General features: G+C 70.6%; 14 protein-coding genes. 3 read left to right on the top strand and 11 right to left on the bottom strand.

Annotated features, from left to right (window positions below):
- The 11 genes from BMY07_RS12410 to BMY07_RS12365 all read right to left on the bottom strand — a co-directional run bounded on the left by BMY07_RS12410 (window position 1) and on the right by BMY07_RS12365 (window position 11903).
- Window positions 1–324 (bottom strand): hypothetical protein, encoded by a 324-nt coding sequence (locus BMY07_RS12410; RefSeq protein ID WP_092777740.1) that lies wholly within the window; start codon window positions 322–324, stop codon window positions 1–3.
- A 149-nt stretch (window positions 325–473) separates the two neighbouring features.
- Window positions 474–635 (bottom strand): hypothetical protein, encoded by a 162-nt coding sequence (locus tag BMY07_RS34290; RefSeq protein WP_177215552.1) that lies wholly within the window; start codon window positions 633–635, stop codon window positions 474–476.
- Between the two features lie 119 nt (window positions 636–754).
- On the bottom strand, window positions 755–2089 hold the full coding sequence (gene glmM / locus BMY07_RS12405) for a phosphoglucosamine mutase (protein ID WP_092777738.1): 1335 nt from the start codon (window positions 2087–2089) through the stop codon (window positions 755–757).
- Between the two features lie 225 nt (window positions 2090–2314).
- The gene (gene rpsI / locus BMY07_RS35335; RefSeq protein ID WP_092777736.1) at window positions 2315–2932 is read right to left on the bottom strand and encodes a 30S ribosomal protein S9; all 618 of its coding nucleotides are present in this window, start codon (window positions 2930–2932) and stop codon (window positions 2315–2317) included.
- Window positions 2929–3372, bottom strand: a complete 444-nt coding sequence (gene rplM / locus BMY07_RS12395) for a 50S ribosomal protein L13 (protein WP_092777734.1) — start codon at window positions 3370–3372, stop codon at window positions 2929–2931. The genes rpsI and rplM overlap by 4 nt, the downstream gene beginning before the upstream one ends.
- Window positions 3373–3757: 385 nt before the next feature.
- Window positions 3758–4051, bottom strand: a complete 294-nt coding sequence (locus BMY07_RS12390; RefSeq protein WP_092777732.1) for a WXG100 family type VII secretion target — start codon at window positions 4049–4051, stop codon at window positions 3758–3760.
- A gap of 71 nt (window positions 4052–4122) precedes the next feature.
- Window positions 4123–4434, bottom strand: a complete 312-nt coding sequence (locus tag BMY07_RS12385; RefSeq protein ID WP_092777730.1) for a WXG100 family type VII secretion target — start codon at window positions 4432–4434, stop codon at window positions 4123–4125.
- A gap of 217 nt (window positions 4435–4651) precedes the next feature.
- Complete coding sequence (locus tag BMY07_RS12380; protein ID WP_092777728.1) at window positions 4652–4891, bottom strand: hypothetical protein; 240 nt, start codon at window positions 4889–4891, stop codon at window positions 4652–4654.
- A 22-nt stretch (window positions 4892–4913) separates the two neighbouring features.
- Window positions 4914–6671 carry a type VII secretion-associated protein gene (locus BMY07_RS12375; protein WP_092777726.1) on the bottom strand — a complete coding sequence of 586 codons (1758 nt, stop codon included), beginning with the start codon at window positions 6669–6671 and terminating at the stop codon, window positions 4914–4916.
- Between the two features lie 559 nt (window positions 6672–7230).
- Window positions 7231–11223 (bottom strand): type VII secretion protein EccCa, encoded by a 3993-nt coding sequence (gene eccCa / locus BMY07_RS12370; protein WP_092777724.1) that lies wholly within the window; start codon window positions 11221–11223, stop codon window positions 7231–7233.
- 296 nt (window positions 11224–11519) lie between these two features.
- A complete protein-coding gene (locus BMY07_RS12365) occupies window positions 11520–11903 on the bottom strand; it encodes a hypothetical protein (protein WP_092777722.1) in 384 nt (127 codons plus the stop codon).
- A 131-nt stretch (window positions 11904–12034) separates the two neighbouring features.
- On the opposite strand from BMY07_RS12365, the gene eccD reads away from it, so the two are divergent.
- From eccD to BMY07_RS12350, 3 genes are all read left to right on the top strand, one after another.
- Window positions 12035–13429: a type VII secretion integral membrane protein EccD gene (gene eccD, locus BMY07_RS12360; RefSeq protein WP_245782340.1), complete on the top strand. Its 1395-nt coding sequence runs from the start codon at window positions 12035–12037 to the stop codon at window positions 13427–13429.
- Window positions 13426–14877 carry a type VII secretion-associated serine protease mycosin gene (mycP, locus tag BMY07_RS12355; protein WP_092777720.1) on the top strand — a complete coding sequence of 484 codons (1452 nt, stop codon included), beginning with the start codon at window positions 13426–13428 and terminating at the stop codon, window positions 14875–14877. The genes eccD and mycP overlap by 4 nt, the downstream gene beginning before the upstream one ends.
- Window positions 14878–15076: 199 nt before the next feature.
- Window positions 15077–15631 (top strand): hypothetical protein, encoded by a 555-nt coding sequence (locus BMY07_RS12350; protein WP_143073452.1) that lies wholly within the window; start codon window positions 15077–15079, stop codon window positions 15629–15631.
- Window positions 15632–15638: the final 7 nt, after the last annotated feature.

Genomic DNA, 15638 nt, shown 5'->3' with positions numbered 1-15638 from the left:
TCACGCACCCCCGGCCGCGGTGATGCCCCACGCGTTGTCGACGTCGGTGTTGTCGGTGGCCTTGGCGGAGTCGGTGAGCCGCTTGGCCGCCTCGACGCAGTACTGCTGGGCCTTGCCGACCGAGCCCGCGAGCTGCTGGACGATGCCGTTGAAGGCGGTGAACGCGGCCGCACCGTCCGCGGTCCCGCCGAAGTGCTCGGCCTTGAGCCCGTCCCCCGTGGCGTACCGCTGCACCTCCTGCAGCGAGACGGCCAGGTCGGCCATGTCCAGACCCGCGGACCGCACCACCTCGTGGTCCATCTTCATGGTCTCGTCCAGCGCCACCGCGCCCCCCTGACTTCCTGCCCCTCGATGTGGTCCTGCGTTGGACGCGAGCCGCTGACCTGCGGTGCCGTCACTTACGCAAAGAAGAACCTACCGAGCCCAGCTGTGCATCGACCCAGGAATCACTGCATTCACTCCGCGTGAGTTGCTCAGCGGGGGTCGTCGGGCGGCGCGAGCCGGTCCAGCTCTTCCCTGGCCCTCAGCTCGCGCTCGCGGCGCTGCTTCTCGGCGGTCCTGGCGACCACCACCACGGTGAGCAGGACGAGGCCGACCAGGACCACGATCAGGAACTCGGACAACCCCATGCTCACTGCGGCCCCCTCTCGGCGCGGGCATCGTAACGACGGCCCGCGCCGAGGGGTTAGGACTCAGCCCACGTGTGAGCCGGGCGCCCGCGGGGAACGTGGGGCACGGCACACCGGCGGCGGGGTCAGCGCACGTCGGCGACGACGGCGGCGAGGCGGTCGGCGGCGGTCCGCGCGGCTTCCTCGCTGGGCGCCTCGACCATCACCCGGACCAGCTGCTCGGTGCCCGAGGGCCGCAGCAGCACCCGGCCGGTGTCGCCGAGCTCGGCCTCCACGGCCGCGACGGCCGTGCTGACCAGCGGGGACGCCGCGACGGTCGCCTTGTCGGTGACCCGGACGTTGATCAGCACCTGCGGCATCCTGGTCATCACCCCGGCCAGCTCGGCCAGCGAGCGGCCGGTGGCGGCGACCCTGGCCATCAGCCGCATCGCGGTGAGCAGGCCGTCACCGGTGGTGGCGTGCGAGGGGATGAGCACGTGGCCGGACTGCTCGCCGCCCAGGGCCAGCCCGGTGGCGCGCAGCTCCTCCAGCACGTACCGGTCGCCGACAGCGGTGGTGCGCAGCTTCACGCCAGCGTCGCGCATGGCCACGTGCAGGCCGAGGTTGCTCATCACGGTGACCACGAAGCTGTCGTCGACCAGCTCACCGGCCTCGCGCATGGCCAGCGCCAGCACGACCATGATCTGGTCGCCGTCGATGTCGGCGCCGGTGGCGTCCACGGCCAGGCAGCGGTCGGCGTCGCCGTCGTGCGCGATGCCCAGGTCGGCGCCCTCGGCGACCACGGCGGCGCGCAGGTCGTCGAGGTGGGTGGAGCCGCAGCCGTCGTTGATGTTCTCGCCGTCTGGCAGGGCGTGGATCGCGATGACCTCGGCGCCCGCCTCCCGGTAGGCCTGCGGCGCGGCGGCCCACGCGGCCCCGTTGGCGCAGTCGACGACGACCTTGAGCCCGTCGAGCCGGTTCGGGGTGGCGGCGAGCAGGTGCGCGACGTAGCGGTCGTGGGCGTCGGCGATGTCGTAGATCCGACCGACGCCCGCGCCGGTGGGGCGCTCGACCGGCGCGGTGAGCGCGGCCTCGATCTCGTCCTCGACGGTGTCGGGCAGCTTCTGACCACCGGCGGCGAAGAACTTGATGCCGTTGTCGGGCATCGGGTTGTGCGACGCGGAGATCATCACGCCCAGGTCGGCGCCCAGGTCACCGACCAGGAACGCCACCGCGGGGGTGGGCAGCACGCCCACCTGCATCACGTCGACCCCGGCCGAGGCGAGTCCGGCGGCGACCGCCGCCTGCAGCATCTCGCCGCTGGCCCTCGGGTCGCGGCCGACCACGGCCACCGGGCGGTGCGCGCCGTCGTGGGTGGTCAGCACCCGGGCCGCCGCGGCGGCGACGGACAGCGCCAGTTCCGGGGTGAGCTCGGAGTTGGCGAGACCGCGCACGCCGTCGGTGCCGAAGAGTCGAGCCATGGACGGGATCCTCCGCGTGTGGGGACGGGCTGGGAGGCAGGGTAGGTCCTGGGCCGGGTCCGGGACAGCACAGCTCAGGGGAGAGCCCGGATCCGCGGGGCGGGCGGATCCGGGGAAAGCACAACCCCGGGTCGCGCGGACCCGGGGAAAAGCACAGCGGGAGCAGCCTGTTCGTGTCGCGAACGTGCTGCTCCCGCTGGGTGGTGCCGGTGCTGCCGCCGAAGATCAGCGCTTGCTGTACTGCGGCGCCTTGCGGGCCTTCTTCAGGCCGTACTTCTTGCGCTCCTTGGCCCGCGGGTCACGGGTGAGGAAGCCTGCCTTCTTCAGGACCGGGCGGTCCTCGGAGTCGAGCTCGATGAGCGCGCGGGCGATCGCCAGCCGCAGCGCACCGGCCTGGCCGGTGATGCCGCCGCCGTGCAGGTTCGCGCGGATGTCGAAGGACTCGGGCTTCTCGACGACCACGAGCGGCTCGCGGATGAGCTGCTGGTGGACCTTGTTCGGGAAGTACTCCTCCAGCGACTTGCCGTTGAGCTGGAACTTGCCGCTGCCCGGGGTGATCCGGACGCGGACGACGGCCTCCTTGCGGCGGCCGACCGTCTGCGCGGTCTCCGAGGTCAGGTGCGGCAGGGCCGGGGCCTGGTCGGCGTCGGCCTCGTCGTCGAGCGCGTCGAACTCGGCGACCGCGGCCGCCTCGTCGGCGACCGGGGCCTCGTCGGCGGCGGGCGCCTCATCGGCGGCCGCGGCCTCGTCAACGGCCGGGGCCTCGTCGGTCTCGACGGGGGCGGTGTCCTCGACGGCGGCGTCGGTGTCGACGGCCTCGGGGGTCACGGCGTCCTCACTCACTTGGCGACCTTCGCAATCTCGAACGGCGTGGGCTGCTGGGCAACGTGCGGGTGCTCGGGGCCTGCGTAGACCTTGAGCTTCTTGCCCTGGGCGCGGCCGAGCTTGTTCTTGGGGAGCATGCCCTTGACGACCTTCTCGAGCAGCCGGTCGGGGCGGGTGTCGAGCAGCTCGCCGAAGGACCGCTTGCGCAGACCGCCGGGGTAGCCGCTGTGCCGGTAGGCGAACGCCTGGTCCCGCTTGTTGCCGGTGAGGACAACCTTCTCAGCGTTGACGATGACGACGAAGTCGCCGGTGTCCACGTGGGGGGCGTAAGTGGGCTTGTGCTTGCCGCGAAGGAGCGTCGCGACGTGCGTGGCGAGACGACCGAGCACCACGTCCTCGGCGTCGATCACGTGCCAGGCTCGGTCGACCTCGCCGGGCTTAGGGCTGTACGTGGGCACGGGTCTACCTCATCGTCAACATGCGTCATGGGTGCCTGTGCGGGCATCACCCCTGGGCGAACGGGTCGCCCAGAAGCGCGCAACGCGGCTCGACTCGCACTGAACAAGCCGAGCTTTACGCCCCGCGCCGCACAACAACGTAAGAGATTACCGGGTGCCCGTTGGAGGGTCAAAACCGCCCTCCCTTCACCCACCCCAGTGTGGTCTGCGCCACGGTGCAACTCTCCCCCGCCACCCACCCCCTCGTCCCCGCCCGGCATCGTTGCAGGCTTGGCAGCGGACGGGGCGGCGGTGCCGGTGCGATGGGATTCGGACACCGGACACACGACAAGGCCCGGGGGTACAAGCCCCGGGCCTTGTGGGTACGAGCGGAGAACGGGACGGCTCAGCCCCAGCGGTTGGCGTTCGCGCGCTCGGTGGCCTCGTAGTTCTCACCGGACTGCTGCACCGCGACCGCGATCGAGGACAGGACCTGCTTGAGCTCGTCGTAGGCCTTGTCCCACTCGGCCTGCTTGGCGTTCCAGGCCTCGGAGGCGGCACCGGTGTACCCGGCGGCCAGGGGGGCGAGGCGCTGCTTGAGGTCGCCGAGCAGGGTCTCCAGCTGGCTGGAGGTCGACGCGAGCGACTGCGACGCGTTCGCGACCTCCGCGAAATTGACCTTGATGATGTCGCCGGACATGGGGTTTCTCCCTGAAGTCGTCTAACAAGTACGGGGTGGGCCGGAAAGCACTACCGCGGAAGAGAAAGGACTCAGCCGCCGAGGACGCTGGTGATGTTCGAGAGCGAGGAGGAGGACTCCTCTTCCTGGCGGACGTAGGCCGCGTTGCTCTCCTTGAGCTGCTGCGAGATCGCCTCGAGGGCGGTGTGCAGCTTGTTGGCGTCGTCGTTGTAGCGCTGCATCAGCGTGGCGAAGGCGCGAGCGGCGTTACCAGACCAGTTGTCGTGCAGCGGCTGGAGCGCGGAGCCGAGGCTCTTGAGGGAGTTCTGGCTCTCCTCGTTGACGTTGTCGACGTCGACGGCGGCCTTGGCCATCTCTTCTGGCGTGATTCCGTAACCGGACATTGGGAGAAACCCCCTGGCTTGTGGTTGGGTCGTACGCCTTCTTCGTTCGTACGCCGCTTACGACGAAGACCCTGCCAGGTTTGGTTCCCCCTCGGTGCAGGTTCCCCGCAGGTCGTTGCTCCCGTTAACGGTGTTTCCGGGAACCCGCAGGTCACGACCGGTGCGGCGCGCGGGACAACGGCAGGGGCAGTTCACAGGTGTGAACGATCGCCGCAGGTCAGCCGCCGTGCAGCAGGATCTGGTCCTGGGAGAAGTCGTCGTCGTCCGGGGGCGGCGGCGCGGGCCGCTGCTGCTCCGGCGGCGGCGCGGTGGCCGCCTTCGCCGCCAGCCGCTGGGTGTCGCGCCGGAACGCGGCGCTGGTCTCCCGCGCCTCCGCCGAGGCCCGCCGCGCCTGGGTGATCGCGGAGGCCACCTCGGCGCGGAACCTGGCCACCTGCTCGCCGAACCCGTCGTTCACCGCGCGCCTCCCTGGTCCCGGCTCACTTCCCCCGCCGCACGACGGTGGAGCGAACCACTGTCTCGCAAGCCTGCCGCACCGGGACCCGCCCGGCCTCGGTGTACTGGCAGCCGATGCTCACCTGGTACTTGCCCTCCAGGATCACGTACCAGTCGACGGTAGCGCCCTGCTTGGTCAACTGCTCCCGGTAGTGCACGACGGTCCGCCCGCCGAAGCTGGCGCCCTCTTCGTACTCTGACACGTCCGGCGCGCGTTTGGCGTAGTCCTCGCGCAGCCGCTCCAGCGCCCGCTGCTGGTCGGTGCCGCTGTCGAAGGCCAGTTCGCGTTCCTGCACCAGCACGAGGTCGTTGCCCTGCTCGGCACCGGTCGGCTTGATCTCGGTGCGCATGATGCCGGGACTGCCGCCGGTCTGCGTCCACCCGTCGGGCAGGGCGAAGGTGTAGTCGTAGCGGTCGATCGTGGTGGCGGCCGGGTCGTCCTGGTCCAGCGCGACCCGGAGCCCGATCCCGCCGCCGACGAGGGCGAGCAGGAGCAGCCCGATGCCGGTGTAGAGGCCGGTCTTGCGGCGCGGTTTCGTTGGCGTGGCGGGGAAGTTGGCTGGCGGGAAGATCGGTTGGGGGCCGGTGTTCTGGTGGCTCGTGCTGTGCTGGCCCGTGCTGTGCTGACCTGTGCTGTGCAGGCCGGAGAGCGGTTGCGGGCCGGTGAGCAGGCCGGTGTGCGTGACGTCGGGTGCGACCGCTCGCAACGCACCGCGCGCGACGACGGTCTCCGGCTGGTCGAGGGTCACCGGCACCACACCGGTCCGCTCGGCGACCAACCGCGCCACCAACGGGATCCGGCTCGACCCGCCGACGAGGAAGATCCCGGAGAGCTGCGCGGGCGTGATGCCCGCGTCCCGCACCGCCGCGAGCGTGAGGTCGACGGCGGCCCCGATCGGCTCGGCGATCAACCGCTCCAGGTCGTCGCGCGTGATGTGCGCGTCCGGGAAGGGCGACGGCAGGGGGACGTCGGTGTAAGGGTGCCGCGACAGGGTTTCCTTGGCGCCACGCACATCCTGCTGGAGCACCCGTCTGCGCCGCCGGTCGAGCAGGTCGCGGCCCCGCATGAGCGAGTCCCACTCCTCGGGGTGGCCCGCCACCCGACCCAGGTGCTCCAGCAACGACTGGTCGATGTCCGCGCCGCCGAAGGACGGATTTCCCTTGGTGGCCAACACGGTGAACAGCGTCGTATTCGGCTCCGTCCGAACAACGCTGACATCAACCGTCCCACCACCGAGGTCGAGCACGGCGAGAATCCGCCCGGGCCCGGGAAAACTCGCCGAGTGGAATACCGCGGCGGCCACGGGTTCGGGCACGAGCAGGATCCTGTTGCCCAATCCGGCGGCGGCCTGCCGGAGGACCTGCGTGCGCACTCCACCCCAATCCGCCGGGTGGGTGAGCACCAATTGATCAACCGGCACCCCACCGGCCACCCGCCGCGCCTCGGCCACCGCCCGACCTAGAACAGCCCGAAAGACCTGCACGACCGGAATGACTCGATCACCGAGGAGAAGCTCGGCTTCGTCGACGCGCCGCTTGGGGTGCGGCTCGAACCTGGACGGGTCCAGTGCGGCTTGGCGCTCGGCTTCCTGGCCGACGAAGAGAGTGCCGTCGGTGCCTGCGTAGACAGCGGAGGAGAGGAGTGGTTGACCATCGACCACGACCACCTGGGGCTCGCGGCCCTGGAAGGAGATCGCCACACAGGTACTGGACGTCCCAAAGTCCACCGCGACTCGCAGCACCGGTGCCACCTTCCCTGGCAGCGGCTGCCACCGAATCTGGCGGTATGTCGGAGGTCACCCTACGTGGTTGGTGGGGGGTGGGGCGGGTGGGGTTATCCACAGGGGCGGCTCTCGTGCTCGCTTGCGGCGTCGACGATCAACGGCTCGCCTTCGGCATTGGCCTGGGCGCGAGTTTCGAGCTTTGCTCGATGCGGCGAACTTGTTTGCGCGGGCCCCTACGACACCCGGGCAGAACCACAAAGCAGGGGCCCACAAGCAGGCCCTGCCACGTGAACGACGCTACGGGTGCCGTCCCCCACACAAACAAGTCCACCCCATCGAGCCGACTTGGCACCAGCGACTCCGAGGAGCGCGTGGTGGGCCAACGTTGTTCGGGGCGCGTGGTCGGCCAACGTCTGCGAGGGCCGGGTGGTTGGCCAACGTCGTAGAGGGGCACGTTGGGGACTATCGCCTGCGAGGGGCGCGTTGGGGCCAACGATCGTGAAGGCCGGGTGGGGGCCAACGTTGTTGGGTGCCTGGGTGGGTGGGGGTGGCGGCGAAGGGGCCGCCAACCGGGGGGTTACTCGGGTTGGATCCAGGCGATGTGCATTAGGGATTGGCCTACTTTGCGGCTGACCAGGGTGCCTCGGCCGGGGGGAAGGGCGGAGGGTTTGACGGTGCCTAGGAGGGCGCCTTCGTCTTTGCTGCCGCTCATCACTACGCCGGGGCTGGCGATTTCGCGGAGTTTGCCGAGGACCGGGTCGAACATGGCGCGGGAGGCGCCGCCGGTGCGGCGGGCGGTGATGACGTGGAGGCCGACGTCCTTGGCTTGGGGGAGGAACTCGGCGATGGGCTGGAGGGGGTTGTTGCCCTGGGTGGCGACGAGGTCGTAGTCGTCGACGATGACGAAGAGGTCGGGGCCCTTCCACCAGGAGCGGTTCTTCAACTGCTCCTGGGTGACGTCCGGGCCGGGGAGGCGCTTGAGCATCGAGCCGCGGACGTCCTTGATCATGTCGCCGAGTTGGTTGGAGGAGACGGCGTAGCCGAGCAGGTGCTCGGTGTTGACGAAACCGAGCATGGTGCGCCGGTAGTCGACCAGGATGATGACCGCTTCCTTGGGCGTGTAGCGGTCCATGATGCCGCGCACGATGGTGCGCAGCAGGTTCGTCTTGCCGGACTCGCCGTCGGCGAAGGCGATGAAGTGCGGCTCGGACTCCAGGTCGAGGTACACCGGGGCCAGGTCGTTCTCGTCGACGCCGATGGGCACGAGCTTGCTGTCGCGGCGCGGGTCCTGGGCGATGAGCTCGTCGTAGGGCAGCACCTCGGGCAGCAGCCGCACCTTGGGGGCGCCGCGCCCGCGCCAGGCGGACTTGATCTTGGCGACCGCGTCCTGCACGCCACCGGCGACGTCCTCGGGGTTGCTCGACCCGTCGATGCGCGGCAGGCCGGTGAGGAAGTGCAGCTTGTCGCGGGACAGGCCGCGGCCGGGGCGGCCTGCCGGGATGTTCACCGCCACCCGGCGGTCCACATCGGACTCGGACGGGTCGCCGAGGCGCAGTTCGAACCGGGTGCCGAGCAGGTCCTTGAGCGCGGGCCGGATCTCCGCCCACCGGTTCGCCGCGACGATCACGTGGATGCCGAAGGACAGGCCCTGCGCGGCGAGGTTGACGACCTGCATCTCCAGCGCCTCGAACTCCTGGCGGAAGTTCAGCCAGCCGTCCACGATCAGGAACACGTCGCCGAACGGGTCTTCCTTGATCTCGCCGCGGCGCTTGCGGTTGCGGAAGTCGGTCATCGAGTCGATGCCCAGGTCGCGGAAGCGCTGCTCGCGCTCGGCAACCAGCCCGGTGACCTCGGCGACCATCCGGCGCGCCTTGTCCGGGTCGATGCGGCCCGCGACACCACCGACGTGCGGCAGGCCCTCGATCGAGCCGAGGGTGCCGCCGCCGAGGTCGAGGCAGTAGAACTGGACCTCTTCCGCGGTGTGCGTCAACGCCATCGACATGACCAGCGTGCGCAGCATCATCGACTTGCCCGACTGCGGGCCACCGGCGATCGCGGCGTGCCCGGCCGCGCCGGAGAAGTCGGCCCACAGCAGGTCGCGGCGCTGCTCGAACGGCTTGTCGATGATGCCGAGCGGCACCTGGAGCCTGCCGTTGCCGTAGAACCCGACCGGCGAGAGCCCCCGGTCCTCGGTGGGCTGCAGCGGCGGGAACAGGGTGTCGAGCGAGTTCGGCTCGTTGAGCGGCGGCAGCCACACCTCGTGCGCGTTCGGCCCCTGCCCCACCAGCCGGTTGACGATCACGTCCAGCTCGCTGGCCTCTTGGCCGCCCTCGGGCTTCTTCTCCTCGCGGACCGGTTCGAGCGGCTTCTCCGGCTCCTTGGGGATCTCCACGTAGTCCGGCACGAACAGCTTCGCGCGCCGGTCGCCGGTGACCGCGGCGACCGGGCCTGCGGCCTGCATCCCGGCGGGGCGGTACGGGCCGGACACGTACGCGGCCTTGAACCGCACCATGGTGCTGGTGTCGAACTTCAGGTACCCGGAGCCGGGGATCGACGGCAGCTCGAAGGCGTCCGGCACGCCGATCGCGGCGCGGGACTCCGCGGCGGAGAACGTCTTCAGACCGATCCGGTAGGACAGGTGCGAGTCGAGACCGCGCAGCTTGCCCTCTTCCAACCGCTGCGACGCGAGCAGCATGTGCATCTGCAGCGACCGACCCAGCCGTCCGATCGCGACGAACAGGTCGATGAAGTCCGGCTTGGCCGAGAGCAGCTCGGAGAACTCGTCGACCACGATGAACAGCGCGGGCAGCGGGTCGAGGTCGGCGCCGTTCTCGCGCGCTTTCTCGTACTCCCAGACGTTCTTGAAGTTGCCGCCGTTCTTCAACGCCTCCTGGCGCCGGTTCATCTCCCCGGCAAGCGCGTCCTTCATCCGGTCGACCAGCGTGAGGTCGCCCTGCAGGTTGGTGATCGTCGCGGCGACGTGCGGGGCGGAGTCGAGGCCGAGGAAGGTCGCGCCGCCCTTGAAGTCGACCAGGATGAAGTTGAGCGTGGTCGAGGAGTGCGTGGCGAGCATGCCGAGCACCAGCGTGCGCAGGAACTCGGACTTGCCGGACCCGGTGGCGCCGATGCACAGGCCGTGCGGGCCCATGCCCTCCATCGCCGCTTCCTTGATGTCGAGCTCGACGGCCTGGCCGAACTCGCCGACGCCGAAGGGCACCCGGTAGCGGTCGCGGACCGGCCGGGGCCGCCACGCCTGCTGCACGTCGAAGGTCATCGGGTCGCCGGGGATGCCGAGCAGCTCCAGCAGCGTCGGGTTCGACAGCAGCGGCTCCTCGTCACCGGAGTCGGCCGCGGTCGCCGAGAGCCGGTACGGGGACAGCTTGCGCGCCAACGCCTCCGCCTCGGCGACGCTGAGCGTGTCCGGGCTGGCGAACCACTCGACGCCGGACGCGCTGCGGGCGCCGAGCCGGTCCTCCTCGACGACCAGGCGCAGGCCGCGGCGGGCGGTGAGGTTGCCGAGGCACTCGGACAGGTCGATCAGCGTGACGCCGACCAGCCCCTCCTCCAGGATGATCTGCTCCTCGCGGGTGACCTCGCCGTCGTCGATGACGATCACCACGTGCGGCTGGTCCGGCTGCGGCGGGGCGTTGCGGGTGAACCGCTGCCGGTCGCGCAGCTCCTCGTCGAGCCAGGCCTCGATCTGCGCCAGCGAGCCTGCCATCATCCGCAGCTGGCCGATGCCGTCGAGCAGGGTCGGGTGCTGGGCGTGCGGGAGCCACTTGGCCCACTCCCACTCCGCCTTGGCCTTGCCCGAGGTGACCACGGCGATGAGCACGTCGTCGGGGGTGTGGAAGGTGACCAGCTGGGCCAGCAGCGCGCGGGTCAGGCCGCGGGTGAGCGCCTTGTCGCCGGTGAGGCCGACCGCGGCGAACCCGCGCACGGCGACCTGGATGGGCAGGTCCGGGACGATCGAGTGGGCGCGCACGAACCGGCGCAGCGCCAGCGTGGCGATCGGCTCCAACTCGTCGACCGGCCCGGTCTGCGGCGGCACCAGCCGGGTCGCCAGCCGCTGCGAACCGCGGCCGACGCGCAGGTGGCAGAAGTCCGAATCGGCCTGGCGGCGCTCCCACATGCGCCTGCTGGTCGCGATCGACCACAGCGCCTGCGGGTCCGGGTGGGTCCACTCCAGCGACGAGCGCTGGTCCAGCGCGGCCTCGCGGGCCCGGTCGCGCATCTGGCCGAGGTAGCGCAGGTAGTCCTTGCGGTCCTCGTTCATCTCGGCCTTCTTCTGGCCGCCCCCGCGCCCGCCCATGCCGCCCGCCATCATGCCCACGGTCGACATCAGGAACATCCCGCCGAACAGCAACGACGTCGGGTTCCGCCCACCGACGACGAACATGAACGCCATCATGCCGATCGACGCCACGATCATGACCCCGGGCAGGATCTTCATCATGATGTTGCCCGGGATCACCCTCGGCACCTCGGGCGGCGGCTCGAGGTGGACCTCACCACCCGGCTGCCTCGGCGCGGCTAGGCGGGGCGAACGCTTGAACTGCAGCGTGCTCACCGGGAGGACACCTCTTCGTCTCGACGGGCGGGACTGGGAGAAACTACCGAACCACCGCGCGACGGCACGGCGAACGTCGACACCGCACCGGTGCGCGCGGGCACGGCACGCACCCACGACAGCGTCCTGACGTCAGCCACCCCATACCCCCTCGCACCCGGCCGGAACCCGATCGCCGCCGAACCGGCGCACCACGCGACATCGGTGCGGCCATCCTAAGACCGGTTCCGGTCGCGCCGGGGTCGGTCCGCGCAGACCTGTGGACAACTCACGGCGTTGTGGGCGAACCGCGCGGGCTAGCCGTCCCGGTCGGACGCGGCGGTGGTTCCCACCAGCCGGGACCACGCGATCAGCCCGAAGACCAGGACGGCGACGAAGAGCGCGTGCGCCACGACCAGCAGCACACCCGCGCCCGCGAACCACTGCAGGTAGGTCGCCACGACCGACGCGGCCACCAGTACCGCGCCCACCGCGAACTCGGCGGGCCCGCGCAGGTTCCGGGTGAGCGCGTAGACGACGGCGACCACCAGCACCAGGCCGACGAGGACGAGCCGCGTGGGGTTGCCGCGGTCGTTGACCAAGGCGAGGAAAACCAGCACCGCGGGGTACACGGGCAGGAACCGCAGGAGCAGGACGCGCCACGGCGCGCCCGACCCACCGAACCGCTCACCACCAGCCACAGCACACCCCTTTCCCCGACTTCCGCCAACCGGCGCGTCGCGGGATATCGGTGCGGCCATACTAGGACCGATTCCGGTCGCGCCGGGGTCGGTCCGAGCAGACCTGTGGACAACTCACGAGGGGGCGGGCAGTGGCAGCCGGTACGACCGTGTTCAGCAGGGTGACCGTGGTCGCGCCGAGGACGCGTATCGATGTGGCGCTCCCGGCGGACGTGTCGGTGGCCGACCTGCTGCCGATGCTGCTGGAGATGGCGGGGGAGACCACGCCGGACGGTGGGGCGCGGCACGGGGGGTGGTGCCTGGCGAAGCTGGGCGACAACCCGCTGGACCCGAGTCGGACGCTGGGGTCGCTCGGGGTGGTCGACGGGGACATGCTGCAGTTGCGCAAGCGGGCGGAGAACCCGCCGCCGCCGCTCTACGACGACGTGGTGGACGCGATCGCGGAGTCCACGCCGGACAGCTACCGGCCGTGGACCAAGGAGACGGCGAACCGGATCGGGCACATCGCGGGCGCGCTGGCGTTGCTGACGGCGGCGTTCGCGGTGCTGATGGCCGGTCCGCTGTGGGGTGGCGGCAACATCGGGCCCGCGGTGGCGGGTGGGACCGGCGCAGTGGTCGCGGTGGTGCTCGGTGCGGTGTTCGCGCGGGTCTACCAGGCGCGCACGACCGGGGTGCTGATCGCGGCGGCCGGGGGGTTGCCGCTGGCGTTCGTCAGCGGGCTCTCGATCGTGCCGGGTGAGCCGGGCAGGCCGAGCCTGCTGCTGGCGTCGGCGCTGGTGCTGATCGTGTCGTCCGCGTCGATCATGGTGATCGGCGCCGGGATCACCACGTTCGTCGCCGCGGGCACGGCCGCGGCGCTCGGGGTCATCGCGTTCGCGGTGGCGACGTTGATCGCGCACCCCGCGGCGGGGATCGCGGCCGGGACGGTCGCGGTGGCGCTGGGCGCGCTGTCCGTGCTGCCCAGGTTGACCATCCAGTTGGCACGCCTGCCGCTGCCGAACGTCCCCGGCAACGCCGAGGACCTCAAGGAAGACACCGGTTTCCCGGACTACCGCTCGATCGAGCGCCGCGCGGGCCTCGCCCACGAGTACATGACCGGCATGATCATCGGCTGCGGGTCGGCCGCGGCGATCGGCGCGGTGGTCTCGGCGGGGGCGCCCGGTCTGTGGGGCGTGCTGCTCGGTGTCGTCGCGACGCTGGTGCTGCTGCTGCGCGCGCGGACCTACGCCAACGGCAGCCAGGCGATCGCGCTGCTGGCGACCGGGATGCTGGCCGCGGCGGGCATCCTGCTCGGTTGGCTGTTCACCGCCGACACCTTCGGCAGGCTGCTGTGGGTGTTCGGCACGCTCGTCCTGCTCTCGGCAGGCGCGCTGGTGCTCGGTGTGGTGTTCCCCGAGCAGCGCTTCTCCCCGCCGCTGCGGCGGACCGTGGAGATCATCGAGGCGATCTGCATCGCGGTGGTGTTGCCGATCGCGCTGGCGGTGATGGACCTGTACTCGACGCTGCGCGGCGTGAGCTTCGGATGAGGACGGCAACCCGGGTCGCCGCGGCGGTCGGCGCGGCGGCGTTAGCGATAGCGCTGCCGATCCCCGCTTCGGCCCAGCAGACGCCCACGGCCGCCGAGAAGGCCGAGCGGATCAAGTACATGGCCGAGCCGCCGCCGTTGCCCGCGGACTTCCCGGTGCCCAGCGGTTCCGACCCGGACACCCCGTACTCGTTGGTCAGCAACTGCATCGGCTCGCTCAACCAGGGCACCACGGACCTGAAGAACAAGCCGTGGGGCCAGACGCAGTTGCGCTTCGACGAGCTGCACCAGTTCGCCACCGGCAAGGACGTCCTGGTCGCGGTGATCGACACCGGGGTGCGCGCGCACCCGTTCTTCGGCGGCCGGGTGCAGCCGGGTGGCGACTTCGTGATCAAGGACAAGCAGGGCATGGAGGACTGCGACGGGCACGGCACCGAGGTGGCGGGCATCATCGCGGCCAACCCCCCGGCCACCAGCGACATCGGCTTCCGCGGCATCGCGCCGGAGGCCAGGATCCTGTCCATCCGCCAGTCCAGCGGCAACTACAAGGGCAAGCGGGTCACCGCGGCCCGCCCCGAGGGCGAGGACCTGCCCGCAGGCACCCTGGAGACGCTGGCCAAGGCCGTGGTGCTGGCCGCGGACCAGGGCGCCCGGGTGATCAACATGTCGGTGGACAACTGCCGCGCGGTCGCCGAGGGCCCGATCACCAACGCCGAGCGGCAGTTGCAGGCCGCGTTGCGCTACGCCTACGAGCAGAAGGACGTCGTCCTCGTCGCCTCGGCGGGCAACACCGGCGAGAAGGGCTGCCCGGACCAGCGCAACGGCGTCGACCCGTACAAGCCGACGCACATCGTCACCCCGCCGTGGTTCGCCGACTACGTGATCTCCGTGGCCGCCATGTCCCGCAACGGCGACCCGGCGACGTTCTCGGTGCAGGGCCCGTGGGTCACCGTGGCCGCGCCGGGCACCGACATCATCTCCCTGGACCCGGCCACCAACGGCCTGGCGAACCTGCAGGTGCTCGCGAACGGGGACCAGACCTCCATCCAGGGCACCAGCTTCGCCGCGCCGTACGTCGCGGGCCTCGCCGCGCTGATCCGCCAGCGGTTCCCCAACCTCAAGGCCCCCGAGGTGGTCAACCGGATCAAGGTAACCGCCTCGCACCCCGCGGCCCCGGACGGCAGGGACAACCTGGTCGGCCACGGCATGATCAACCCGATCGGCGCGCTCACCACGCTGATCCCGAGCGAGCAGGGCGTCGCGGACGACAAGGCGCTCGACGTCAAGGCAGCGCTACCCGCTCCGCAGATCAAGAACTGGGCCCCCACACAGGTAGCGCTGATCGGCGCCGCCGGTGGTGTGCTGCTCTTGTTGCTGACGCTGTTCGTGGTGCACACGGTCCGCCGCACCCGTACAGGCACACAGCGAGAGGCTCGCGGCTCGGCATAAGGGTTGTCCGCGTCACCAGTTCGTGGTCGATTCCGCAGTGGTGCGGAATCACTTCGGACCGGTTGGACCTACCCTGCCCTTCTGTCCCAAGACAGGAGGTGCTGTGGCTCGCCGACCGCGAATCCGCCCTCTCCCCCGCACCGCACCACCGGCGCGGTCGACCTCGGTCGCTATATGGCCTGTCGCGGGAGTCTTACTCGTGGCCGCTGTCTTGATGCGCGCGCCCGAGGACAAGCCCACGGCCCTACCTGAAACCACAACACCGTCAGCCGAACCGCCGCGGCACGTAGTCGAACCCGTCCCGGCGACGACCGCGGCCAAACCGGACGATCTACAGGACGCCCGGGTCGGCAGTTGCCTCCAGGACATGAGCACCGGTGAGTCACACGACTTCACGTTGGCCGATTGCGCGGACGGCACCTACGAACTCCTACGGCGACTCCCGGCAGCAGCGGAAAGCGAGGTCTGCTGGGCGGACGAGCGCGCGAACTGGCTGGTGCGGTCAGCGGATTCGACGCTGTGCCTGCGGTACCGCTACCCGCACGGCACGGGCAATCTCGCGGTTGGCGCGTGCGTCGTGTTGACGTCCAAGAGCGGCGCGATCCCCAGCGACTGCGAACCGGGCAGGTTCACCGTCTCCGCCAAGCACTACGGGACCGTCGACGGCGACAAGTGCGGCAAGGACACTCCTAGTGTCCACACCCACCCCACGCGCGCCGAGTTGGGCGTAGTGCTGTGCCTGCGCCGAATCTGACCCGGGT

It is taken from the genome of Actinokineospora terrae, assembly GCF_900111175.1.
GTDB lineage: Bacteria > Actinomycetota > Actinomycetes > Mycobacteriales > Pseudonocardiaceae > Actinokineospora > Actinokineospora terrae.
Note: the sequence above shows the minus strand (reverse complement) of the source record. Positions and strands in the feature narration are given on the sequence as shown.